Annotated in this window: 22 protein-coding genes and 1 pseudogene; 14 read left to right on the top strand and 9 right to left on the bottom strand. The window is 69.2% G+C overall.

Annotated features, from left to right (window positions below):
- Positions 1-2 precede the first annotated feature (2 nt).
- A complete protein-coding gene (glgP, locus tag E1161_RS01680) occupies positions 3-2,552 on the bottom strand; it encodes an alpha-glucan family phosphorylase (RefSeq protein ID WP_132618811.1) in 2,550 nt (849 codons plus the stop codon).
- A gap of 90 nt (positions 2,553-2,642) precedes the next feature.
- Between glgP and E1161_RS01685 the strand changes: the two genes are divergently transcribed.
- The 3 genes from E1161_RS01685 to E1161_RS01695 all read left to right on the top strand — a co-directional run bounded on the left by E1161_RS01685 (position 2,643) and on the right by E1161_RS01695 (position 6,248).
- The gene (locus E1161_RS01685) at positions 2,643-3,863 is read left to right on the top strand and encodes a neutral zinc metallopeptidase (RefSeq protein WP_235874711.1); all 1,221 of its coding nucleotides are present in this window, start codon (positions 2,643-2,645) and stop codon (positions 3,861-3,863) included.
- A 197-nt stretch (positions 3,864-4,060) separates the two neighbouring features.
- Positions 4,061-5,485: a neutral zinc metallopeptidase gene (locus E1161_RS01690; RefSeq protein ID WP_235874712.1), complete on the top strand. Its 1,425-nt coding sequence runs from the start codon at positions 4,061-4,063 to the stop codon at positions 5,483-5,485.
- Between the two features lie 43 nt (positions 5,486-5,528).
- Positions 5,529-6,248 carry a tyrosine-protein phosphatase gene (locus E1161_RS01695; RefSeq protein ID WP_132618815.1) on the top strand — a complete coding sequence of 240 codons (720 nt, stop codon included), beginning with the start codon at positions 5,529-5,531 and terminating at the stop codon, positions 6,246-6,248.
- Positions 6,249-6,350: 102 nt separating this feature from the next.
- Here the strand turns inward: E1161_RS01695 and E1161_RS01700 are convergent, their stop codons facing one another.
- Positions 6,351-7,286, bottom strand: coding sequence for a tetratricopeptide repeat protein (locus tag E1161_RS01700; protein ID WP_207920049.1), 936 nt, complete (start codon positions 7,284-7,286; stop codon positions 6,351-6,353).
- A 364-nt stretch (positions 7,287-7,650) separates the two neighbouring features.
- Between E1161_RS01700 and E1161_RS01705 the strand changes: the two genes are divergently transcribed.
- A complete protein-coding gene (locus E1161_RS01705; protein ID WP_235874713.1) occupies positions 7,651-7,905 on the top strand; it encodes a hypothetical protein in 255 nt (84 codons plus the stop codon).
- Positions 7,906-7,973: 68 nt separating this feature from the next.
- On the opposite strand, the gene E1161_RS01710 is transcribed toward E1161_RS01705, so the two are convergent.
- Entirely contained in the window at positions 7,974-8,276 is a 303-nt protein-coding gene (locus E1161_RS01710; protein WP_132619192.1) for an MTH1187 family thiamine-binding protein, read from the bottom strand.
- A gap of 100 nt (positions 8,277-8,376) precedes the next feature.
- On the opposite strand from E1161_RS01710, the gene E1161_RS01715 reads away from it, so the two are divergent.
- Positions 8,377-8,877 (top strand): MarR family winged helix-turn-helix transcriptional regulator, encoded by a 501-nt coding sequence (locus E1161_RS01715; protein WP_132618817.1) that lies wholly within the window; start codon positions 8,377-8,379, stop codon positions 8,875-8,877.
- Here the strand turns inward: E1161_RS01715 and E1161_RS01720 are convergent.
- The 3 genes and pseudogenes from E1161_RS01720 to E1161_RS01730 all read right to left on the bottom strand — a co-directional run bounded on the left by E1161_RS01720 (position 8,874) and on the right by E1161_RS01730 (position 11,027).
- Complete coding sequence (locus E1161_RS01720) at positions 8,874-9,233, bottom strand: DUF3817 domain-containing protein (protein WP_268951359.1); 360 nt, start codon at positions 9,231-9,233, stop codon at positions 8,874-8,876. The two genes, E1161_RS01715 and E1161_RS01720, sit on opposite strands and share 4 nt — an antisense overlap.
- 56 nt (positions 9,234-9,289) lie before the next feature.
- Positions 9,290-9,616 (bottom strand): divalent-cation tolerance protein CutA, encoded by a 327-nt coding sequence (gene cutA, locus E1161_RS01725; protein WP_132618819.1) that lies wholly within the window; start codon positions 9,614-9,616, stop codon positions 9,290-9,292.
- 80 nt (positions 9,617-9,696) lie between these two features.
- A pseudogene (locus E1161_RS01730) lies at positions 9,697-11,027 on the bottom strand (glycoside hydrolase family 47 protein).
- 448 nt (positions 11,028-11,475) lie between these two features.
- Here E1161_RS01730 and E1161_RS01735 point away from each other — a divergent pair.
- The 8 genes from E1161_RS01735 to E1161_RS01765 all read left to right on the top strand — a co-directional run bounded on the left by E1161_RS01735 (position 11,476) and on the right by E1161_RS01765 (position 18,780).
- Positions 11,476-12,450 (top strand): LacI family DNA-binding transcriptional regulator, encoded by a 975-nt coding sequence (locus E1161_RS01735; protein WP_132619196.1) that lies wholly within the window; start codon positions 11,476-11,478, stop codon positions 12,448-12,450.
- A 35-nt stretch (positions 12,451-12,485) separates the two neighbouring features.
- Positions 12,486-13,490, top strand: a complete 1,005-nt coding sequence (locus E1161_RS01740) for a class I mannose-6-phosphate isomerase (protein WP_132618821.1) — start codon at positions 12,486-12,488, stop codon at positions 13,488-13,490.
- On the top strand, positions 13,487-14,251 hold the full coding sequence (locus E1161_RS01745; protein ID WP_132618823.1) for an ATP-binding cassette domain-containing protein: 765 nt from the start codon (positions 13,487-13,489) through the stop codon (positions 14,249-14,251). Before E1161_RS01740 ends, E1161_RS01745 begins: the two co-directional genes overlap by 4 nt.
- Entirely contained in the window at positions 14,251-15,303 is a 1,053-nt protein-coding gene (locus tag E1161_RS01750) for an ABC transporter permease (protein ID WP_132618825.1), read from the top strand. Before E1161_RS01745 ends, E1161_RS01750 begins: the two co-directional genes overlap by 1 nt.
- A 58-nt stretch (positions 15,304-15,361) precedes the next feature.
- Positions 15,362-16,339 carry an ABC transporter substrate-binding protein gene (locus E1161_RS01755; protein ID WP_132618827.1) on the top strand — a complete coding sequence of 326 codons (978 nt, stop codon included), beginning with the start codon at positions 15,362-15,364 and terminating at the stop codon, positions 16,337-16,339.
- Between the two features lie 136 nt (positions 16,340-16,475).
- Positions 16,476-16,652, top strand: coding sequence for a hypothetical protein (locus E1161_RS26975; RefSeq protein WP_165939652.1), 177 nt, complete (start codon positions 16,476-16,478; stop codon positions 16,650-16,652).
- Positions 16,653-16,846: 194 nt separating this feature from the next.
- Positions 16,847-17,263, top strand: a complete 417-nt coding sequence (locus E1161_RS01760; protein WP_132618829.1) for a TipAS antibiotic-recognition domain-containing protein — start codon at positions 16,847-16,849, stop codon at positions 17,261-17,263.
- 164 nt (positions 17,264-17,427) lie between these two features.
- Entirely contained in the window at positions 17,428-18,780 is a 1,353-nt protein-coding gene (locus E1161_RS01765) for a DNA polymerase IV (RefSeq protein ID WP_132618831.1), read from the top strand.
- On the opposite strand, the gene E1161_RS01770 is transcribed toward E1161_RS01765, so the two are convergent.
- The 3 genes from E1161_RS01770 to E1161_RS01780 all read right to left on the bottom strand — a co-directional run bounded on the left by E1161_RS01770 (position 18,753) and on the right by E1161_RS01780 (position 21,991).
- Positions 18,753-19,484 (bottom strand): hypothetical protein, encoded by a 732-nt coding sequence (locus tag E1161_RS01770; protein ID WP_132618833.1) that lies wholly within the window; start codon positions 19,482-19,484, stop codon positions 18,753-18,755. The genes E1161_RS01765 and E1161_RS01770 overlap by 28 nt on opposite strands.
- A gap of 90 nt (positions 19,485-19,574) precedes the next feature.
- Positions 19,575-20,762: an acetyl-CoA C-acetyltransferase gene (locus E1161_RS01775; RefSeq protein WP_132618835.1), complete on the bottom strand. Its 1,188-nt coding sequence runs from the start codon at positions 20,760-20,762 to the stop codon at positions 19,575-19,577.
- Between the two features lie 224 nt (positions 20,763-20,986).
- Positions 20,987-21,991: a hypothetical protein gene (locus E1161_RS01780; protein WP_132618837.1), complete on the bottom strand. Its 1,005-nt coding sequence runs from the start codon at positions 21,989-21,991 to the stop codon at positions 20,987-20,989.
- Between the two features lie 132 nt (positions 21,992-22,123).
- Between E1161_RS01780 and mce the strand changes: the two genes are divergently transcribed.
- A complete protein-coding gene (mce, locus tag E1161_RS01785) occupies positions 22,124-22,573 on the top strand; it encodes a methylmalonyl-CoA epimerase (RefSeq protein WP_132618839.1) in 450 nt (149 codons plus the stop codon).
- Positions 22,574-22,619: the final 46 nt, after the last annotated feature.

The following is a 22,619-nucleotide window of genomic DNA, read 5'->3' on the forward strand; positions in this document are numbered from 1 at the left end:
CACTAGCCCGCGAGAACGACCTTGCCGAGTTCCGCAGGCTCCGACAGCAACGAGTGCCGGGGCAGGACCCGAACGTTGTAGCCGGCAGGGCCCGCGTGCGGCAGCGTCACCGCGGCCGCGTACCGGTCATCCCCGATGGGCTTCATGGACGCGGTGACGAAGTCGTGCAGCACGTCGTTGTCGTCGACCCGTCCCACCACGACCTCGACGTCCACATCGGACGGGTCGAGGCCGGCCAGGTCCACCCTGGCGCGCACCGTGACCTGCCCACCGAGCAGCGGCGTCCCGTGATCCACCGACATCTCGGTGTCACCGACCCGAACCCGGTTCCACGCGGCCTGCAACCGGCTCCGGTAGTCGGCCAGCTCCCGCGCGCCGCGGAAGTCGTCGTCGAACATCGCGCGCATCGACTGCGCGGCGGGCGTGTAGTGCCCGTCGACGTACTCGCGGATCATGCGCGACGCCTGCACCCGCGGCCCCAGGGTCGCCAGGGTGTGGCGCACCATCGACATCCACTTGCCCGGAACGCCATCGCTGTTGCGCTCGTAGTACATGGGAGCCACGTGCTCGGACATCAGCTCGTACAACGCCGCGGCTTCCAGATCGTCCCGCCGGTTCGGGTCGCTCACGCCGTCTGCCGTGGGAATCGCCCACCCGTTGCGGCCGTCGTACATCTCGTCCCACCAGCCATCGCGCACCGAGAGGTTCAGCACGCCGTTGAGCGCGGCCTTCATCCCCGACGTCCCGCACGCCTCCAACGGCCGCACGGGGTTGTTCAGCCACACATCGCAGCCCGACACCAGGTAGCGGGCCAGCGACATGTCGTAGTCCGGCAGGAACACGATGCGGTGCCGCACGTCGGCGCCGTCGGCGAAGCGCACGATCCGCTGGATCATCGCCTTGCCGCCCTCGTCCGCCGGGTGCGACTTCCCCGCCACCACGATCTGCACCGGGCGCTCGGAATCCAGCAGCAGTTCCCGCAAGCGGTCGGTGTCGCGCAGCATCAGCGTCGCACGCTTGTAGGTGGGAACCCTCCGGGCAAAACCGATGGTGAGCACCTCGGGATCGAAAACCGAGTCGCACCAGCCCAGTTCGAGGTCCGAGGCACCGCGCTGCTGCCAGGCGACGCGCAACCTGCGGCGCACCTCGTCGATCAGCCGCTGGCGCAGCGAGCACCGAAGCTCCCACAGCAGCGAATCGCTCACCGGCTCCATGCCGCGCAACCCGGCACCGCTGTCCATCTCGGACTCGCCGAGCAGCTTGCCCAGTTCGCGGGCGGACCAGGTCGGCCCGTGCACCCCGTTGGTGACCGAGCGGATCGGGACCTCCTCGATCCCGAAATCCGGCCAGAGGTTGCGGAACATCTTGCGGATCACTTCGCCGTGCAGCTCCGAGACCCCGTTCGCGCGCTGCGCCAGCCGCAGTCCCATGTGCGCCATGTTGAACATTCCCGGGTTGTCCTCGGCTCCCAGCGCCAGCACCCGATTCGCAGGCACCCCCGGCAGCAGCGGCTGCTGGGAACCGTCGTCGAAGTAGTGCCGCACCAAGTCCACCGGGAACCGGTCGATACCGGCCGGGACCGGAGTGTGCGTGGTGAACACCGTCCCCGCCCGAACAGCGGCCGTGGCCTGGTCGAAGTCCAACCCCGGGTCGGTCTGCAGCTCCCTGATGCGCTCCAACCCGAGGAATCCGGCGTGTCCCTCGTTGGTGTGGAAGACCTCGGGCTGCGGATGCCCGGTGAGCCGGCAGTAGGCGCGCACCGCACGCACCCCGCCGACGCCGGCGAGGATCTGCTGGCGAATCTTGTGCTCGGCGTCGCCGCCGTAGAGCCGGTCGGTGGTCCCGCGGAGCTCCTCGTCGTTGTCCGGCAGATCGCTGTCCAGCAGCAGCAGCGGGACCCGCCCGACCTGCGCCTTCCACACCCTGGCGTGCAGCGTGCGAGCTGCGGGCATGGCGACCTCGACCACCACCGGGCGGTCGTCCTCGTCGGTAAGCACTTCCAGCGGCAACCCGCGCGGATCGATCACCGGGTAGTGCTCGACCTGCCAGCCCTCCGACGACAGACCCTGCCGGAAGTAGCCGGAGCGGTAGAGCAGACCGACCCCGATCAGGGGAACCCCCAAGTCGGACGCCGACTTCAGGTGGTCGCCCGCGAGCACGCCGAGCCCGCCGGAGTAGTTCGGCAGCGCCTCGGTGAGACCGAACTCCATGGAGAAGTAGGCGATCGACGCGGGAAGTCCCGCACCCTCGTCCTGACGCTGCTGGTACCAGCGAGGCACCGTGAGGTAGCGGCGCAGATCGTCACCCACAGCGCGGGTGCGCGCCAGGAAGTCCTCGTCGGCCGCCAACTGCCGCAGCCGCTCGGCGGGCACCTCCGACAGCAGGCGCAGCGGATCCGCCCCCACCGCCGCCCACACCTGCGGGTCGACCGCCGAGAACAGGTCCTGCGTGGGCGGGTGCCACGCCCAGCGCAGGTTCGTCGCCAACTTGCCCAGCGGGCTGAGCGGCTCGGGCAGATGGGCCCGGACGGTAAAGCGGTGGACGGCTCTCACGGGAGCGGACCATATCTCGCTCGACGCGCTCGTGTGCGATGTGCACCCGACGCCCGCACCAACCCCGCGGCGGGTGGGAAGCTGGGGCGCGTGCGCGCATTCGGACTTGTCGCGGTGACCATCTGGCTGATCGTCAGCGCCTGCACGACGCCAGTCGAACCACCGCCGAGTGTGTCGGAACCCACGGTCGATCCGGCGTTCGTGCACGGCACGGACCGCGGTGAGACCGACCGCTTGGCGGCCACCGTCGTGACCGACGTTCAGCGCTACTGGGCGCACGCCTACCCCGACACCTTCGGCTCACCCTGGCGGGACCTCGACGGAGGGTTCTTCTCGGTCGACACCGGTGGCACCGGCACCGCCCCGCCATGCGCCTCCGAGCCGCGGGAGGTCGAGGGCAACGCGTACTACTGCCAGTCCGTGGACGCCATCGCCTGGGACCGCGCCGCACTGCTGCCGGTGCTGCGCGAGCACTACGGCGACACGGCGGTGGCCGTGGTGCTGGCCCACGAGATCGGGCACGCGGTTCAGCAGCGAGCCGGGCTCGCCGAAGGCGAACCGCTGCGGCTCGAATCGATGGCCGACTGCTACGCGGGGTCCTTCCTCAGATGGGTTTCCGACGGTCGCGCCCCGCACCTGCGCACCGACCCGCGCCGGCTCGACGACGCGCTGCGCGCCATCACCGTCTTCCGCGATCCGATCGGCACCTCCGGGCACGGCACCGCCTTCGACCGGGTGACGGCCTTCCAGCACGGCTTCACCGGAGGTCCCCGCGGTTGCACCCAGGTGACCGAGAGCAACGTCGCCGAGCTGGTCGACGACGACCCGAACGCTCCCTTGGAATCGATCCTGGACACGGCCCCGATCGCTGCGCACTTCGGGACCGCGGTCGAGGACCTGGGCGGGCGATGGGTTCCACCGGCGCGTTCCACCGGCTGCCCCGGTGCCGACGGGCCGGTCGGTTTCTGCCCCTCTCCCCCGACGATCACCGCCGATCCGGCGGCGCTGCGCCACACCCGCGACGACATCGGCGACCAGGCGGTCACCACGCTGCTGGCTTCCCGCTATGCGCTAGCAGCCCTGACCGAACTCGGCCAACGAGCGAGCGGCGCCGACATCGTCTGCCTGACCGGTGCGTTCACCGCGGCACAGCCACACCTGTCACCAGGCGACCTGGACGAGGCCGTGCAGGTCGTCCTCGAATCCGACGCGGTGTCCCGAGGCGGCGACGGCCCACCGCTGAGCGGATTCGATCGGATCGCGGCCTTCGGGGACGGGGCGCGCTCCGGCTGGGCTGGGTGCGTGAAGTGAGCACGGGAACCTTCCTGCCACCCGAGAACGGCCTCCGACGAGATCGGCCGTGACGAAGATCAGTCACCCGATAGGCTGCTGCGCGAAGACCGGGCCGCGCGACCGGCCCACGGCGAACGAGTTCGTACCGGCAGCGAGATGGGGCGCGTGTAGTGGTGGCGACGGCAAACCAGCGGCGGGGGCGGATGCTCAGCGCCGTGGTCTCGGTAATCGCCTGCGCGTCCCTGGTCAGCGGATGCGCACAGGTCATCAGCGGCGTTCCCACGACCTTGGGCGGCTACTCCACCACCAGCGTGGCGGGGCTTCCCGCCGCCGATGGCCCGAGCGGGCCGAAGGAGGGCGCTCCGCAGGCTCCGCTTCCGGTTGAGGGCACCGACAACGGCGAAATGGACGAGCTCGCCCGCAACGCCGTCGCCGACGTCGACGCCTACTGGGCGGAAGCCTTCCCGCAGGCGTTCGGCGGCAAGGAGTTCGAGCCCGTCGAACGACTCATCTCCTACGACTCGGGGGCGCCGGGTGGGCAGCTGTGCAAGCAGAACACCGCGGGCATGGTCAACGCCTTCTACTGCCCGTCGGAGGACCTCGTCGCCTGGGACCGCGGAACGCTGCTGCCCGAGCTCAACAACAGCTTCGGGCCGCTGGCGGTCGTGACCGTGCTGGCCCACGAGATGGGGCACGCCGTGCAGCACCGGGCGGGCACCGTTGCGCAGGACGATCCCGTGATCGTGCTCGAACAGCAGGCCGACTGCTTCACCGGTGCCTACTTCCGGCACGTCGCCGAGGGTTCTTCGCAGTACTTCCAGGTTTCCACGGGTTCTGGCCTCAACGAGGTCATGGGCGTGCTCAACTTCATCCGCGACTCCCCCGGGACCTCGGACTTCACCGGCAGCAACGCGCACGGCACGGCCTTCGACCGGGTCAGCGCCTTCCAGTTCGGCTTCAGCGACGGTCCCCAGCGCTGCGCGGAGATGACCAACGACGAGGTCAAGAAGCGCACGACGCTGTTCCAGAACTGGAAGCCCACCCAGCAGGAGACTGAACTGCCCATCGACGACAAGAGCCTGAAGGCGGTGGAGGAGAGCCTGCACTCGGTGTTCCGGGACACCGGCGCGGAGCCGCCGAGGATCATCGCCGAGCCCAGGACGTGCTCCGGTCGACAGCCGACCTCGCCCGCTTCGTTCTGCACCGAGACCAACACGATCTCGCTGAACCTCCCAGAACTGCGCGAGATCGCCACGCCGCCGAGCAAGGGAAGCCAGTCCGCGGGCTACGGCGATTTCGCCGCCTACGCGCAGATCGCTTCCCGGTACGCGCTGTCGATGCAGGAGGCCGCCGGGTATCCCCTCGACGACGAGGCCGCCGGGCTGCGAACCGCGTGCATGGTCGGTGCGTGGAGCGGGCTGTTGGTGGAGGACCCGATCGGGCAGCGCAATCCCGTGGGCAAGCTGCGGATCGTGCCCGACGACATCGACGAGGGCGTGTCCGCGTTGCTCGGCGAGGAGAGCCTGATCGCGGCGAACGCCAGCGGCGACCAGGTCCCAGTCGGTTTCGCCAGGGTGGAGGCGTTCCGCGTCGGCGTGCAAGAAGGTCTGGCGCCGTGCACCACCAAGTACGACAGCTGAGCCCTTCGCTCAACCCAGCGGTGAGTTCGCGCGTCCCCGAAGCATGAGCAGACGACGGGTCCTGGACTTAGACGGTCTCCTCAACGCTCGTGATCTGGGAGGCCTGCCTGCCGGGGGCGGGCGGACCCGCTGGGGAGCGGTGGTCCGCGCCGAGCACCCCGCCGGGTTGACCGAAGCGGGCTGGGAAGGTCTGTGGCAGCACGGCGTGCGCACGATCATCGACCTGACCAGCCCGGACGAGGACGAAACCGACCGCGCACCGCGCCCGGCCGACCTGACCACCGTCCGGATCCCGCTGGACGACATGTCCGACACCGGGTTCTGGGACCGGTGGGGAGGGGCCTTCTCCTGCACACCCCTGTACTACGAGCCGTTCCTGGACAGGTATCCCCGACTCGTGGCTGAGGTCGTCGGCGCGGTGGTCCACGCCGAACCCGGTGGCGTGCTGGTGCACTGCGGCGGCGGCCGGGAGCGCACCGGGCTGGTCACCCTGGTCCTGCTCGCGTCCCTCGGGGTGGACGCGCAGGACATCGCCGAGGACTACGCGATCAGCCACCTGCGCCGCGCGGAGCTGTGCGCAGCGGCCGGTCTGGGCGATGACACCCCGAAGATCCGTAATTTCCTCGCCGAGCACGGCGCCACCGAACGCGGACTTCTCGACGAGGTCGTCAACGGCCGCGACTTCGCCGAGTACCTGCGCAGGTCTGGTCTCGGCGACGACGGCCCGGCGGCCCTCCGCGAGCGCCTGGTGGCCCCGGCCTGACGGTTCGAGCCCGGCCGGATCACGGAAGAGGGGGACTTCCGCTCACCAAGTACGATCGCCCGCCCCGCCGGCGGGCGGGGAGGGCGATCGTGGTGGGAGAGATCAGAAAAGCGCGCTGGCCAGGTTGCGGCGGGCCTTGGCGACCCGCTCGTCACCTTCGGGGAAGATCTCGAACATCTCGACCAGGTGCGTGCGAACCCGGTTGCGGTCGTCGCCTGAAGTGCGCTTGACGGCCTGGGTCAGACGGGTGAAGCCTTCGTCGACCTTGCCGAACGCGACCTCGGCATCAGCGGCCGCGATCTGCGCATCGAGGTCGTCCGGGGCGGCGTCGGCGCGCTCGATCGCCGACGGGTCGGCCTGCTCGGCGCGCGCCATGAAACGCACCTGCACGAGGGCCGCCTTGGCCTGCTCGTTGTTCGGCTCGCTGTCGAGGATTCGCTGGTAGGCAGCCTCCGCGGCGGCGAAGTCGCCTTGTTCCAAGGCCTCCTCGGCGGCGGTGAAGCGCGGGTCCTCGGGCTCCTCTTCGGGCTCAACCTCGGAAGCGCCCTCCTCGGCCGCCCGGATTCCGGGCAGCTGGTCGCGCAGGGCGTTGAGCAGGGAGCTGACCCACTCCCGGAGCTGCGGCTCGGGCTGCGCGCCGGCGAAGCCGTCGACCGGCTGTCCTCCGGCGACCGCGATCACCATCGGCACCGACTGCACTTGGAACAGCTGCGCGATGCGCGGGTTCGCGTCGACGTCGATCTTCGCCAGCACCCAAGCGCCGTTGCCCTCGCGCGCGAGCTTCTCCAGCGCCGGGGAGAGCTGCTTGCACGGCTCGCACCAGGTGGCCCACAGATCGACGACGACCGGGACCTGCATGGACCGCTCGACGACCTCGGCCTGGAAGTCGGCCTCGGTGACCTCGATGATCGCCGGGTGCGCTTGCCCGGCCGCACCGTCGCCGCCACCGCTGGGCGGCTGCGCTGCGGAGTTGGCTGCGGCCTCGGCACGACTCTTGAGTGCCGACAGGTCGACTGCGCCCGCCATCGCGGCGGACATCGCTGCTGCGTTCTGGCGTGGATCCGGCCTCGTCACAGTTCCATCTTGACACGTCCGACCAGCGCCGTGGCGCGTGGGCGTGCGATGAAGGGGAGCGGTCTCGCACCACCCGCTCCAAGGTCACCTACGGGCGGCGAAGTAGTCACCAAATGCGCTCGTCCAGACACGCCCGAAGCCCAAAGGTCAATTCGAATCGGTGAAGGAAGCCACTCGAACAGGTGGCGTAGGCGATCAAACCCTCATGTCTTCCGGTGGTGATCGCCGAAGAGGACACAGAGCCTGCGAGGGACTGTGGTCGTCTCGCGGGCTGCGGGGTCTCTCGTGGGGGACCTTCGGCCAGTAGTTCAACGAGAGGTTCGAAAAAGTGCGTATTGCAACCCGTGTCGCCGGTGCCGCCGGCGTCGCCGCCCTCAGCATCGTGACCCTGGGCGGCACCGCGTTCGCGGACTCCGCCGACAACGACGGCGTCAACCTGCTGAACGACAACAACATCAGCGCCGTGCCGGTGCAGGCCTGCGGCAACAACGTTGGTGGTGCCGTCGGCGTCGTCGTCCCGGTGATGTCGCCGCAGGACAGCGAGTGCGTCAACGCCCCGGTGGTCGACCACCCGCAGGGCTGACGTCAGTCGAGCCTGACGTGATCACGGGGATGGTGTCGGTGAGGACACCATCCCCGTTTCGCGTTCACCTACTGTTCTCGAAGATGTTGCTCCACCCGCTCGACCTTGGACCGCAGCTGCCCGGAGTGCCCGGGACGGATGTCCGCCTTGAGCACCAGGCTGGTCCGCGGGGAGTGCGCCGAGATCGCCTCGGTGGCGCGCTTGACCACGTCCATGACCTCGTCCCACTCGCCCTCGATCGTGGTGAACATCGAGGTCGTCTCGTGCGGCAGCCCGGATTCCCGGACCACCTTCACCGCAGCGGCCACCGCCTCGCTGACACTGTCGCTCTCACCAGCCCCGCTCGGGGCAACACTGAAGGCCACCAGCACGTCTGCTCCCATCGGTTCGTCCACGTCACATGCGTCCCGGAACCAGTAGTAGCAGCACAGCCCTCAGACGTGCTCGCTCTCGCTGCTAGCGTCGGACGCTATGAGCTCCCGTGGTCCACTGCCCTTCGACCCCATCGCGCGCGCGGCCGAAACGTGGGCAGAGCGGATCGGCCCGTCCACGACGATGGCCGCGGTGACCAGCGTGATGCGCGTGCAGCAAATCCTGCAGTCCGCCGTCGACAACGCCCTGCGCGCGCACAACCTGACCTTCGCCCGCTACGAAGCCCTCGTGCTGCTCACGTTCTCCAAACGCGGCAGCCTGCCGATGCGGGTCATGGGCGACCGGCTCCAGCTGCACCCCACCAGCGTGACCAACATCGTCGACAGGCTCGAACAGGACGGCCTGGTTCGGCGCGTTCCGCACCCGACCGACCGGCGCACCACCCTGGTGGAGATCACCGAAGAGGGCCGGAACCAGATGCAGAAGGCGACCGACGCGGTGACCGAGATCGACTTCGGCCTGGGCGGCATCACCGAACGCCAGACCCAGCAGCTCACCGAGCTGCTCGGCAAGGTCCGCCACGCGGCGGGCGACTTCTAGTTCAGCTCCTTGAACACGTAGCGCACGTGCCCCCAGAACGTCGGGGCGTCGGAGTCGGGCTCGGTGAGCATCCCCCGGCGGTTGGCCCAACGCTCGAACCACACCGTCGCCAGCGGCGGCACCGACGCCACCAGCGCGAACACCAACGGCCAGAAGCGCCAGCGCAGCGGGCTGAACACGATCAAGGTGGTCACCACGTAGGCGGTGAACATGGCCCCGTGGACCGACCCCATGATGGTCACGCCCAGCGGCATCCCGAGCCCGTACTTGAACGCCATCGCCACCAGCAGTCCCGCCCAGGAGATCGCTTCGGCGATCGCGACCAGCCGGAACCACCCGCCATAGCTACGCGGCACGTCGACCCCACTTCCGTTGCACGGCACCTCAGAGCGAGTGTGCCCGGTGGCCCGCGTCACGGAGACGCCGGAGTCGTCTGCTCGTCGACCCAGGTCAGGTAGTCGGGGTTCCCGCCGACGATCGGCGTCACGATGATCTCCGGCACGTCGTAGCCGTGGTTGGTCCTCAAATGCTCGATCAGGGCGTTCAGCCGGCCGTTGGAGCTCTTGATCTGCAGCTGCCACTCCGGGTCGTCCTGCGCCGCGCCGTCCCACACGTAGAAGCTGCGGATCGGCACGACTTGAACGCACGCCCCCAGCCGGGCTTCCACAACGCCCCTCGCGAGCTCCGCGGCGGACTCCTCGGAGTCTGTGGTGGTCACCACCTGCACATGATCAGCCATGGCACCAGGGTATCGGGGTGGCAGAGCGAGGATGGGAACCTTTCGCGCACCACGGTGGCAGGAAGGTTCCCATCCTCACCTCAGCGGCGCGCCCCCCGCAGCAGGTTCGCCTCGGTGCTCAAGTAGTTGTCGCTGTAGTCCAGGCGAGGGGCGTCGGAGAACAGCAGCCAGTAGTACTTCATCTGCTCTGACCACCAGTAGCCCGGACAGGTGTCCTCTTGGGACGGTGGCTTGGCCGTGACGTCGGTGAGGGACGCGAAACCGCAAGTCGTCTTCGACGTGGCCACCATGTTCTCGAAGTGGGTGTGGGCGCGTTCGCGGAACACCTCGTCGCCGGTGGCCAGCCACAGCATCAGCGCGGAGTCGGCGAACTCCGGCCGCAGGGCGTTGTCGACACGGGTGGCGGTCATCGTCGAGTAGTCCACGAAGGTCGGGATCACGCCGAACCGCTCCTGCACCACGGTGAACGCGTCGTGATGGGCGCGCCCTTCGGCGACGTGACCGGATTCGGCGAGCAGCCCGGCGTAGAAGCCGGCGAGGACGCTCTGCTCCCGGCTGAGGACCTCGCCGGTGAAGGCGTCCACCTGCGGGAACCACAGCAGCCCGTCGTGCCGTTCGGCCTGCTTCGACAGGATTGCGTCGGTGAGCGTGTCGTACCACTGCTTGAGCTCGGGGTCGCCGAAGAGCCGGTACCCGTCCCAGAGGTACTCGTAGTAGGAGTCCCCGGGCGGCCCGACCGTCGCCTGGCGGTTGCGCCATTGACCGGTCTCGGCGTTGATGTCGTGCGGCAGCAGGCCGAGTTCGGTGCGCTTGTCGTAGGCGACGCGCACCGCTCGTTTCGCCAGTTCGTAATAGCGGTTGTCACCGGTCCACTGCGAGAGCACCCCGAATTCGGCCATGTAGGTGCCGATCTCGACGATGTTGGTCTCGGGGTCGCTGACCTGCCCGGTCGCCAAGTTCACGTAGCGGTAGGGCAGGCCGGTCGGGGATTGGGTGAAGGCCGGCAGCAGCCGGTCGGCGACGTCCTTGGCCCTTTCGAGCAGACGCGGATCACCCGTGCAGTGGTAGGCGGCGGCGAGCCTCCGACCATGCGGATGTTGGTCTCGAAGACCTGGAAGGGAGCGTCGATGTCGAAGTCGAGTTCGTCGACGCTCCACTGCACCGCCTGGGCGACTTCGGCATCCGCCTCCATCAGCCACAACGTGTCCACCGCTTCGACGAGGCTCAGCCCGACCGAATGACCCTCGACGAAGAAATCTTCCCTGCCACCCGAGATGGGTTTGATGTGGTCGGCACCGAGGGCGCGTTCGACGTACTGGTGCCACGCCCACAGGTATTCCTCGCGAACGGCGTCGGCGACCGGTTTCCAATCCCCCCGCGCCGACCCCGGCACCGACGTGGTCGCGAACATCCCGCCGGCCGCGACCGCACCCAACGCGCGCAACACAGACCTTCTGGGACATGCCTGGAAGCATCGACTTCTCCGCACTCGGACAACCTCGTCAAGCCACGCGAACCCACAGTCGCGGCCCGCCGCGTTCGAGGTCAATGCGCAGCGCTGTTCCTGTCGGTTCTGGTCACCGGCAGGCACCGATCAGCGCACGAGTTGCGTCCGTCGGAAGCCTTGACCCTCTCTTCTCCGAAGCCCTGAGCCGCGAGGAAGGGAACCTCCCTGCCATCACCGCATGCTTGGTGGTCACGTCTTCGAACCGCTGTCGGCATTGGCCCGGGTGGCGCAAAACGGGCGACCGAGCGCAGCAGGAGTGGAAGCCCAGCATTGACAGCGCACTCGAACGTGAGGTCCAATCCGCTCCGCCATGACAACGTTGTCTGATTCGAGGAACGTCCGCCGCGCCACCATGACCGACGTCGCGCGGCTGGCCGGTGTGAGCGTCAAAACGGTCTCCCGCGTCGTCAACGCCGAGGCCGGCGTGCACCCTGCGACCGCGCAGCGCGTGCTCTCAGCGATCGACCGCCTCGGCTTCCGCCGCAACGTCGGCGCCCGGAACCTGCGCCGCGGCACCGGAACCGGCACCCTCGGCCTGGTCCTCGAAGACCTGGCCAACCCCTTCTACTCGGTCCTGACCCGCGCGGTGGAGGAAGTCGCCCGCGTGCAGGGCAAGCAGGTGCTCACCGGTTCCTCAGACGAGGACCCGACGCGCGAGCGAGAGCTGGTGCTGGAGTTCTGCGCGCGTCGCGTCGACGGGCTGATCGTCGTTCCCGCAGGTCACCAGCACGGCTACATCGCGCACGAGATCAACGCGGGCACGCCGGTGGTCTTCGTCGACCGCCCGCCGGGCAACCTCGTCGCCGACTCGGTGCTCATCGACAACGCCGGTGGGACCGCTCAAGCGGCCCGGCACCTCGCCGAGCACGGCCACCGCCGCATCGGCTTCCTCGGTGACGCCCCCGAAATCCACACCGCCGCCGAACGACTGCGCGGGTTCCGCGAGGGATGCGCGCAAGCCGGAGTGCCGTTCCAGTCCGACCTGGTCGTGATGGGCCCGCACACCGACGAGTCCGTCGGCGAGACCTTGTCGGGCCCGCTGCGGGAGGCCACCGCACTGGTCACCGGCAACAACCGGATCACCATCCAAGCGCTTCGCGCGCTCGCGGGACGGCCCGCTCGTCCAGCACTGGTCGGCTTCGACGACTTCGAGTTGGCCGACCTGCTGGACCCACCGATCACCGTGGTCACCCACGACACCTGGGCGTTGGGCAAGTCCGCGGCCGAGTTGCTGTTCGCGCGGCTGGACGGCGACACGTCGCCGCCCGGCCGCGTGGTCGTCCCGACCAGGCTGCTGGTCCGAGGATCTGGAGAGGTAGTTCGTTGAGTTCCGTCCACAGTCCTTCATCCGCGCGAGCAACGGTGCTGCCGGCGAACCAACCCCGGCAGTTCTACCGGGGTGGAGCGTCGATCGCCGCACTGCGCGGCGGCGGAGATGACCGCGAGTTCGGCCCCGAAGACTGGGTCGCCTCCACCACCACCCGGTTCGGGCAGGACGAATCCGGGCTGTCCCGGCTGCCCGACGGACAGCTGCTGCGCGACGTGGTCAGCGCCGACCCCCAGTCCTGGCTCGGCGCCGATCACGTGTCGGCCTACGGCGAGAGCACCGCGCTACTGGTGAAGCTGCTCGACGCCGGGCAGCGCCTGCCGGTCCACTGCCACCCAGACGACGCGTTCGCCAAGCAGCACCTGGGTTCTCGCTTCGGCAAAACCGAGGCGTGGATCGTGGTGGGGACCAGCGGCGCGAATCCCGTGGTGTACCTGGGATTCCGGAATGACGTGACGCCGGAGGCGGTGGCCGAGTGGGTCCGCACGCAGGACTCCTCGGCGATGCTGGGCTCGCTCAACGAGATCCCGGTCAAACCCGGCGACACCGTGCACGTGCCCGCCGGAACGCCGCACGCCATCGGCGCCGGGGTGTTCATCGTCGAACTGCAGCAGCCCACCGACTTCTCGATCACCTTGGAGTGGCAGGGCTTCCTGACCGACGCAGAAGGCGCGTTGCTCGGCCTGGAGACCGCCACCGCTCTGGAGACGGTCAACCACTCCGGTTTCGACGACGCACTCCTCGCATCGCTGATCAAGCGCACCGGCGGACTAGGTGAAGGGCGCGTTCCTCTCCTGGCCGAGGACGCCGCGCCGTTCTTCCGCGCCGAACGCCTGCACGGCTCGGCGGAACTCGACCCGTCCTTCGGCGTGCTGATCGTTCTCGATGGCAGCGGAGAACTGCACTGCGCGAACGGTTCCCCGCTGCCGCTGCGGCGCGGAGCCACCGCCGTCGTGCCGCACGCCGCCGGGCAGACCCGCCTGGAAGGCGACCTCACCACCGTGCTGTGCAGACCACCATCAGCTGGGAGCCACACATGAGCGAACCACTCCTCGAAGCACGTAACCTCGTCAAGCGCTACGGCAGCGTGGAAGCGCTGCGAGGGGCCTCCTTCACCGTGCGTCCGGGCGAGGTGGTCGCGCTCATCGGTGACAACGGTGCGGGAAAGTCGACCTTGGTGAAGTGCCTCTCCGGAGTGGAGCAGCCGGACTCGGGCGAGGTCCTGGTCGACGGCAAGGCCGTGTCGCTGGACTCGCCGACCGCCGCACGCGGTCACGGCATCGAAACCGCCTACCAGGACCTCGCCGTGGCACCCGACCTGGACCCGGCCGCGAACCTGTTCCTGGGGCGCGAGATCCGCCGGCCGGGCCTGCTCGGCAAGCTCGGAATGCTGGACAAGGCCAAGATGCGCGCCGAAGCCACCCAGCAGTTCGCCAAGTTCGGTGTTTCGCTCCCCGACCTGTCCGTGCCGATCGGTGCGCTCTCGGGCGGTCAACGCCAGAGCGTCGCAGTGGCTCGTTCGGTGGCGTGGGCGAGCCGGCTGGTGTTCCTCGACGAGCCGACCGCCGCGCTGGGCGTCGTGCAACGCGAACGCGTCCTCGATGTCATCCGCCGGGTTCGCGACACCGGCATGGCCGTCGTTCTGATCAGCCACAACATGCCCGAAGTGCTTTCGGTCGCCGACCGCGTCGAAGTGCTGCGCCTGGGCAGCCGGGTCGCCCGGTTCAACGCCGCCGAAGCCAAGCTGGAAGACCTGGTCGGTGCGATGACCGGGGCCCTGCCCCAGGAGGACGCGAGCTGATGTCCACTTCGCAGAAGACCTCCGCCGAGGAGCCGGTGCAGCAGACCCCCGACGAGTCCGCCATGAGCGTGCGTTCCCGGTTGGCCGGTTCCAACACGGTGTGGACCGGTCTGGTGCTGGTGGTGCTGTGCGCGCTGTTCAGCGCACTGCGCCCGGACGCGTTCCTGACCTTGTTCAACGTGCAGAACCTGCTTGTGCAGGCAGCACCGCTGCTGATGCTCGCGGTGGGCATGACCTTCGTGATCATCACCGCCGGCATCGACCTGTCCGTCGGTTCAGTGCTGGTGTTCGCCGGAGTCGTCTCGGCCATGACCATGGAGGCGCTCAGCGGCGGCGACGCCACCGGCGCGGGCTGGGACGTCATCGCGATCGGCCTGGTGGCGGCGCTGCTCGGCGGCGCCGCGTGGGGACTGCTCAACGGGCTGCTGGTCGCGGTCGCGCGAGTGCCCGCGCTGATCGTCACGCTCGGCTCGTTCGGTGCGGCGCTGGGTGCCGCGCAACTGCTGACCAACGGCATCGACGTGCGCACGGTTCCCTCCACCCTGCGCACCACGCTGGGCACGGGGACCTCCTTCGGCGTGGTGCCGAACCTGGTCATCCTGGCCGCGATCATCACGCTGCTGGCGATGTGGCTGCTGCACACCACCGCTTTCGGCCGCTACACCTACGCGATCGGCTCGAACGCGGAAGCCGCGCGACGCAGTGGCATCAAGGTGACCCGCCACCTCATCGCCGTCTACACGCTGACCGGCGTGCTGGCCGGGCTGGCCGGTTTCATGTCACTGGCCTACTTCGGCACGACCACGATCAGCGGTCACAGCAACGACAACCTCAACTCGATCGCCGCGGTGGTGCTGGGCGGCACCAGCCTGTTCGGCGGTATCGGGACGGTTCTGGGCAGTGTCATCGGCGTTTTCATCCCGGCGGTGCTCGACGCCGGGTTCGTGATGGCCGGCGTTCGCCCGTTCTGGCAGCCGATCGCCGTTGGGGCGGTCCTGGTCGCCGCGGTCTACCTGGACCAGCGCCGGCGTCGAGCCCGCAACAACCGTTGATCCCAACCCTGAGAAACCCAAACCTTTTCCAGCACAGAGTCGTGTGGAGGTTGTTTCGATGAGAACGCACAAGGGGCTGCTGGCGCTCGGTGCCGCGGCACTGCTGCTCGCCGGCTGCGGTTCCGGGCAGATCGGTAGCACCGGCGGGCAGACCGACCCGAACAACAAGGACCTCGCGTTGATCACCGGTCAGCGCGGTGAGCCGTTCTACGTCTCCATCGAATGCGCGGCGCAGCAGGAAGCCGCCGCGCAGGGTTATCAGCTCAACGTGCAGGCTCCGGAGAAGTTCGAGCAGGCGGAGCAGTCGCAGATCCTCGGCGGCATCGTGGCCAGCAAGCCGGGATCGGTGATCATCGCTCCGACCGACGACAAGGCCCTGGCCGCACCGCTGCAGCAGGCGAAGGGCAACGGCATCCAGGTCGTGGAGGTCGACACGGCGCTGGAGGACCGCTCCATCGCGGTCACGTCGCTGTCCTCGGACAACTACGCCGGTGGGCAGCTGGCGGCGCAGACCCTGGTGCAGCTGCTGGGCGGCAAGTCGGGTTCGGTGCTGGCGCTCAACACCAAGGCGGGCACCTCCACGACGGACGAGCGCGCCAAGGGCTTCGAGGAGGAGATCGCCAAGCACCCGAACCTGAAGCTGCTACCCACCCAGTACACCGAGAACGAGCCGGCCACGGCCGCGCAGATCGTGTCCTCGACGCTGGCGGCCAACCCCGACCTGGTGGGCGTGTTCGGCACGAACCTCAACACCGGCGAGGGCGCGGGCACGGCGCTGTCCAACGCGGGCAAGTCCGGTCAGGTGCAACTGGTGGGCTTCGACGCGAGCCCGAAGCAGGTCGACGACCTGCGCAACGGCCGGGTGCAAGCCCTCATCGCCCAGAACCCGGCAAAGATCGGCCAGGAAGGCATCAGGCGTGCCATCGCGGCGATCAAGGGCCAGCCCGTCGAGCGGGAGACGAAGACGGAGATGATTTCCATCACCCGCGACAACCTGGCCCAGCAGGCCCAGTACTTCTACAAGTCGCAGTGCTGACCCGTTGATCGGTTGGTGCCCGTCTCGCCCGGGGCGAGACGGGCACCGACGTTCCAGCACCGTCCGCGGGGCCGTGAGCATGGGAACCTTCCGCTCAACGCTGTGCATCGCCGCAGGTCGGGGCTACGGTGGGGTCATGGCCGCAATCGGTGAGATGTTCCCCGGTCGCAAGCTCAAGCACGAGGGCGACCAGGACGGCGTGTCCCGCGACCACGACCCGGGTGGTCCGCTGGACCTCGACCGGGGCGTGGTGTTCCTCGCGCCCCGCGAAGCAGCGGCGAAGGAAGAACCGGACGAAGACGGGCAGGACTGAGGCCCTCCCCCGGGAGTTTCCGCAGCGCAATCACAGACTGGTCGCGGATCCGGTGGATCACGCACCGCAGCCATTCGTCTCCGCTACTGTGCCACGGGCAGTTGACGCATTTCGCTCGAAAGAGTCTTGAGCATCACTGCCCGTTGGTCGTGGCGAAGGGCGCTGTGCGCGCGTGATGGAACTAGGGGGATGCCGTGCAGCCGAACAACCTGTCCGGGAGCGCAGCTCTCGAACAGACCGAGGCCGTCGAGGACGGCACCGCGCTGATCGGAAGCCTCACACCCTCAGGCGCCGGGAACCTCAGCCCGGCGCAGAAGCAAGCCGTGGCCCGCAAGATCGGCGAGGACTGGCAGCGCATCAGCTCCGCGGTCGCCGAGCTGTTCGCCACCGGCGTGGCCAGCAACGATCCCCGGACTCAGCAGATCGTTCACGAGCACTACCAGTGGCTCGGTCACTTCTGGACGCCCGACCGCGCCTCCTACCTGCGGCTGGCAGAGATGTACGTCAACCAGCCGAAGTTCCGGCACCGCATCGAACGGCGCAAGCCCAAGGGCATGGCCTCCTACCTCCGCGACGCCATGACCACCTACGCCTGGTCCCGCCTGCGCTGAGGCCCGTCCCGAAGTGGCCGGGAGGTTCCCTTGCACCGGTCCGCCCCGGGTGAGGTGACCGCAGGACGACCTTCACCTCACCCGACGACCGAACCAGAACGGAGACGGCGCTCACAATCGCGCCTTCCGCGCCCCTGTCGGCCTGTTCGAGTTCAATGAGTCCCATGAGGTGGGTGCTGCACATGGACATGGACGCGTTCTTCGCGTCCGTGGAGCAGCTCACCCGCCCCACCGTGCGGGGCCGCCCGGTGCTGGTCGGTGGGCTCGGGCCGCGCGGCACCGTCGCCGGAGCCAGCTACGAGGCCCGCAAGTACGGGGCGAAGTCGGCGATGCCGATGGCCGAGGCCCGCCGCCGCTGCCCGGTGGCCGTGGTCCTGCCGCCGCGCTTCCGCGTCTACCAGGCCGTGAGCCGGCACGTGCTGGGCATCGTGCGCGAGGTCTCCGACGTCGTGCAGCAGGTGTCGGTCGACGAGGCGTTCATGGAACCCACCGAACTCGCCGGTGCTTCCGTGCACCGCGTCGAGGAGTTCGCCGGTGCGCTGCGGTCCCGGGTACTGCGGGAGGTGGGGGTGGTGGCCTCCATCGGCGCAGGACCGGGCAAGCAGCTCGCGAAGATCGCGTCGGGACTGGCGAAACCGGACGGGATGCTGGTCGTGCCACCCGAGGAGCAGCTGGAACTGCTGTGGGCGCTCCCGGTGCGCAAGATGTGGGGGATCGGGCCTGTCACCGAGTCCAAGCTGCACCGCATCGGGGTCACCACGATCGGCGAGCTCGCCGCTCTGCACCCGCAGGACGTGACATCCCTGCTCGGCCAAGCGATCGGCACCGAGCTGCACCGGCTCGCGCAGGGCATCGACGACCACCCCGTCGCCGAGCGCGCCGAGGCCAAGCAGGTCAGCGCCGAGACGACCTTCGACCACGACATCACCGACCGCGCGACGCTGCTGGCCGAGGTGGTGGGCCAGGCCGAGAACGCCCACCGACGGCTCGTGTCCTCGGGCCGTGCCGCGCGCACCGTGACGCTCAAGGTCCGCGACTCGGACTTCACCACGATCAGCCGGGCCGAGACGTTCTCCTCGGCCACCAGCGAACTGCACACCCTGGCGTCCGCGGCCCGCCGCCTCCTACCGATCGCCGTGCCACCGGGAACACCGGTGCGCCTGGTCGGCGTGTCGTACTCGGGGCTGGCCCACTCCGAGCAGGAGTCGCTGTTCGACCACCCCGCCGACCCGGAGGAGAACCCGGACCCCGAGCCGGAAGCACCCGAACCGGCCGAAGCCGCGCAGCCGTCGTCACGGCAGTGGCGGGCGGGCGACGACGTCTCGCACAACGAGCACGGGCACGGTTGGGTGCAGGGCTCCGGGCACGGCCGGGTCACCGTCCGCTTCGAAACGGCCGCGACGGGCCGGGGCGTGGCGCGGACCTTCGCGGTCGACGATCCGCAGCTCAGCGCCGGTGACCCGATCGCCAGCTTGGGGCTCGACGCCGATCAGCCCTGCGGCGGGCGCGGAAGGTGACGCCGGTACTGGCCCACCCACTTCTGCGGCGCGACGTCCTTGACCGCGGCCTCCAGGTCCTTCGGGAGGCGGCTGAACGGCGGCAGGTGGAACCGGTAGCGGTCCGGCGGCAGGCCCTGGACGGTCGGCGCTTCTTCCACCAGCCAGCGGTCCAGCTCGGGATGCCGGTCCATGAAGCCCGCGTCGGCCGGGTAGATCTCCAGCGCGCGGCGGCGTTCCGGGTTCACCGGCCGCTTGTTCTCGATCCACGGCAAGGCGCCGATGCCGACCGCCTTGATCTCACGCCAGTCGACTCCGACGACCTCACCCGTGGTGCGCGCGTAGAAGCCGCTGCGGTCGATCAGGAACCCGCGGCCTCGCAGCATCCCGCGTGAACCCATCGCGAACCACAGGAATGCCATGCCGAAGACCAGCTGCCAGAACCACATGCCCGCGGTGCTGCCGTTGTTGACCAGCGCCGCCGCGATCAGCACGGTGCCCAGGCCGCTGATCCCGCCACCGATCAGCAGCGAGCGGAAGCTCGCGGAGCTGACGTCGATGTCGTGGGCGTCAGCACCCAGCATCGTGGGTGCGGGTGCCCCGGCCGGCGGCGGATGAGGTTCCGCCGCCTGGCGCCCCGAGGTGTGTCGAGCGGTGCCGCGCGGGATCGTGCGCGTCGGCTCGCTCCAGTCAGCTCGTTGCCATCCCCCTGGAAGCCACTTCATGCGGTCCAGGGTAGTCACGACCCGAGCAGTTGATCCTGCAGGTGGTCGATTCCCCGGGTACCTCTCGGGGAATCGCCAGGGATGCCCTGATCAGGCCGAGGGGACCGTGAGCAGCAGGGCGTCACCCTGCCCACCACCGCCGCACAGCGCTGCGGCACCCGTGCCGCCGCCGCGGCGCTTGAGCTCGAGCGCGAGGTGCAGCGCCAGACGGGCGCCGGACATGCCGATCGGGTGGCCGAGCGCGATCGCTCCACCGTTGACGTTGACCTTCTCCTCGTCGATTCCCAGCTGGCGGGCGGAGACGATGCCGACCGCCGCGAAGGCTTCGTTGATCTCCACCAGGTCGAGCCCGGCGGCGTCGACTCCGGCCTTCTCGCAGGCCTTTCTGATCGCGTTCGAGGGCTGCTCGTGCAGGCTCGCGTCCGGCCCGGCGACCACGCCGTGCGCGCCGATCTCGGCCAGGTGGTCCAGGCCCAGCTCTTGGGCCTTGGCCTTGCTCATCACCACGACCGCGGCAGCGCCGTCGGAGATCTGCGAGGCCGAGCCCGCGGTGATCGTGCCGTCTGCGGAGAAGGCTGGGCGCAGCTTGCCCAGCGTCTCGGTGGTCGTCGCCGCGCGCACGCCCTCGTCGGTGTCGAGCACCAACGGGTCGCCCTTGCGCTGCGGGACCTCCACCGGCGCGATCTCCTCGGCGAACGCGCCGGACTCGATCGCCGCGGCGGCGCGCTGGTGGGAGCGAGCGGCGAAAGCGTCCTGCTCCTCGCGGGTGATGCCGTAGCGAGAGTTGTACTTCTCGGTCGAGACACCCATCGCGACCTGGTCGAACGCGCAGAACAGCCCGTCGTGGGCCATGTGGTCGAGCATGTTGACGTCGCCGTACTTGAAGCCCTCGCGCGACCCCGTGAGCAGGTGCGGCGCCTGGGTCATCGACTCCTGGCCGCCAGCCACGACGATGTCGAACTCACCGGCTCGGACGAGCTGGTCGGCCAGTGCGATCGCGTCGAGCCCGGACAGGCAGACCTTGTTGATGGTCAGCGCGGGAACGTCCATCGGAATGCCGGCGGCGACGGCGGCCTGGCGGGCCGGGATCTGCCCGGCTCCGGCGGTCAGCACCTGGCCCATGATCGTGTACTGCACCTGGTCGGGGGCTACACCGGCGCGCTCCAGCGCGGCCTTGATGGCGACTCCCCCGAGCTGCGCACCGGAGAAGTCCTTGAGGGAACCGAGCAACCGGCCCATCGGGGTTCGCGCGCCCGCAACGATCACAGAACTACCCACGACTGCCTCCCGGTCATCGTCGACACATCAAGCCATCGGCGTCGCAACCCATCATCACCCGCGAACGCCATCGGGACCATACCCGCGAAGGCCGCGAGAACCGGCTGTGACGACCGCCATAAGCAGCGCGGACCGGTGAGCGAAGGGCTCCCGTCCTGCGGTTTCGACCGGGCCGGGGCGGCAGGGAGGTTCCCTTGCTCGCACCGGCCCGGCTGCGAGCGGCTTCAGCAGTTGCCGGTGCCGGTCGTGGTGTCGCACAAGGTCGATTCCTCGGCCCACGACAGCTTGCTGCGCGCGTTCACGCCCAGTTCCCGGGAGGCGGACACGTCGGTGGAGGCACCGGAGTCACCCTTCATCCAGTACCTGACCTCGTAGTCGACGCCGCCTTCTTCGTAGGTGAAGGCGTAGAAGGGGGCGGGAACCGGCGCTGGGCCGTAGTCGGGCGCGGTCCAGGCGTCTTCGCCCTGGGCGGCGCTCGGGTCGACGTACAGGCAGTCGTACTCAGCTCCTTCGAAGGTGCACTTGCGCTCCTCGGCGCCGCCGTAGCGGTCGACGTCTGCGTCCTTGGTGACGCCGTCGGCCTCGAGCCGTTGGTAGACGTCCTCGCAGGCTCCCGAGTCACATGCGTGCCAAGGGGTCCACGCAGTTGCGCGGGCCTGGGCTTCGCTGGAACCGCTGTTGAGGGCCGAGCAGTACGCGTCGACCGTGTGGGGAACCATCGTCGCGGCGGCGGTGGAGCTGTCGATGGCGGTGGCGGCCGTCTCCTCCGCCCCGAGGCCCGCCGAGTCGAGCTGCCAGATGCCGACGCCGGGGTTGAAGAACAGGCCTTCGGCACGTTGCTCGGGGTCGGCGAGCGAGGTCTGGTCGTCGTAGCGGGACAGCGTCATCGGTGACGGCGACGCGCCGGACGGGGACACTTCGGGCCAGGTCGTGGCCAACGTCAGGTAGGTGGCCGCGGTGGCGCTGATGCCGCAGTCGGCTTCACCGGCGGCGGAAGTGGCCGCGGCCTCCACCGCCTCGTAGGGTGCGGCACCGAAGTGCAGCGGGGCGAGGGGAACGACCCAGCCGCGATCCCGGCTCATCCGCTCGGCGTTGGGATTGGGTCCACCACCGCCGCTGGTGGTTCCGTCGTCGCCTGCGGCGAACGCGACGGGCGTGGCCGTGCCAGCGGCGATCCCGAAAGCGACCAGGACGACGGCGAGCCTGCGGTTCCGTTGCGACTTGACCATATCTGCCCCTTCCACGTGAATTCGCCACATGCTCGCCTCTAGGGCTGAGCACTCGACTCCGCTCGTTGGGGCAATTCGAGCCGCCGATTTCGCCGCTTTTCCCATGGTTTCCGCGACGACTACGCTGCGACCATGCGAGCGGAACTGAACGACCTGGTCACGGCAATCGATCACGTGGGCATCGCGGTCCCCGACCTCGACGAGGCCATCGCGTTCCAGCGGGACACCTTCGGCCTGGTAGTCGCCCACTCCGAGGAGAACGCGGAGCAGGGCGTCCGCGAAGCGATGCTGCGCGCACCCGGGGACGAGACCGGGGCCACCCAGGTCCAGCTGCTCGCACCGCTGCGCGAGGACTCCACCATCGCCAAGTTCCTCGACAAGAACGGCCCGGGCCTGCAACAACTCGCCTACCGGGTCACCGACGTCGAGGCCGCGATGGAGGCGCTGCGCGCCAAGGGACTGCGCCTGCTCTACGACCAGCCCCGCCGCGGTACCGCGGACAGCCGCATCAACTTCGTTCACCCCAAGGACGCCGGCGGCGTCCTCGTCGAACTGGTCGAGCCAGCGCCTCACGCCCACTGACGACACCGAGCGACGGGTCCGATGTGGACCCACCGCTGGTCACCTC

Source organism: Saccharopolyspora aridisoli (assembly GCF_004348445.1).
Lineage (GTDB): Bacteria > Actinomycetota > Actinomycetes > Mycobacteriales > Pseudonocardiaceae > Saccharopolyspora > Saccharopolyspora aridisoli.

Excerpts from the sequence above, each read along its gene's own strand:
- E1161_RS01695 (WP_132618815.1), top strand. The coding sequence starts at position 5,529 with ATGAGCAGACGACGGGTCCTGGACTTAGACGGTCTCCTCAACGCTCGT.
- E1161_RS01700 (WP_207920049.1), bottom strand. The coding sequence starts at position 7,286 with ATGTCCGCCGCGATGGCGGGCGCAGTCGACCTGTCGGCACTCAAGAGT.
- E1161_RS01715 (WP_132618817.1), top strand. The coding sequence starts at position 8,377 with ATGAGCTCCCGTGGTCCACTGCCCTTCGACCCCATCGCGCGCGCGGCC.
- cutA (WP_132618819.1), bottom strand. The coding sequence starts at position 9,616 with ATGGCTGATCATGTGCAGGTGGTGACCACCACAGACTCCGAGGAGTCC.
- E1161_RS01735 (WP_132619196.1), top strand. The coding sequence starts at position 11,476 with ATGACCGACGTCGCGCGGCTGGCCGGTGTGAGCGTCAAAACGGTCTCC.
- E1161_RS01745 (WP_132618823.1), top strand. The coding sequence starts at position 13,487 with ATGAGCGAACCACTCCTCGAAGCACGTAACCTCGTCAAGCGCTACGGC.
- E1161_RS01750 (WP_132618825.1), top strand. The coding sequence starts at position 14,251 with ATGTCCACTTCGCAGAAGACCTCCGCCGAGGAGCCGGTGCAGCAGACC.
- E1161_RS01755 (WP_132618827.1), top strand. The coding sequence starts at position 15,362 with ATGAGAACGCACAAGGGGCTGCTGGCGCTCGGTGCCGCGGCACTGCTG.
- E1161_RS26975 (WP_165939652.1), top strand. The coding sequence starts at position 16,476 with ATGGCCGCAATCGGTGAGATGTTCCCCGGTCGCAAGCTCAAGCACGAG.
- E1161_RS01765 (WP_132618831.1), top strand. The coding sequence starts at position 17,428 with ATGAGGTGGGTGCTGCACATGGACATGGACGCGTTCTTCGCGTCCGTG.
- E1161_RS01770 (WP_132618833.1), bottom strand. The coding sequence starts at position 19,484 with ATGAAGTGGCTTCCAGGGGGATGGCAACGAGCTGACTGGAGCGAGCCG.
- E1161_RS01780 (WP_132618837.1), bottom strand. The coding sequence starts at position 21,991 with ATGGTCAAGTCGCAACGGAACCGCAGGCTCGCCGTCGTCCTGGTCGCT.
- mce (WP_132618839.1), top strand. The coding sequence starts at position 22,124 with ATGCGAGCGGAACTGAACGACCTGGTCACGGCAATCGATCACGTGGGC.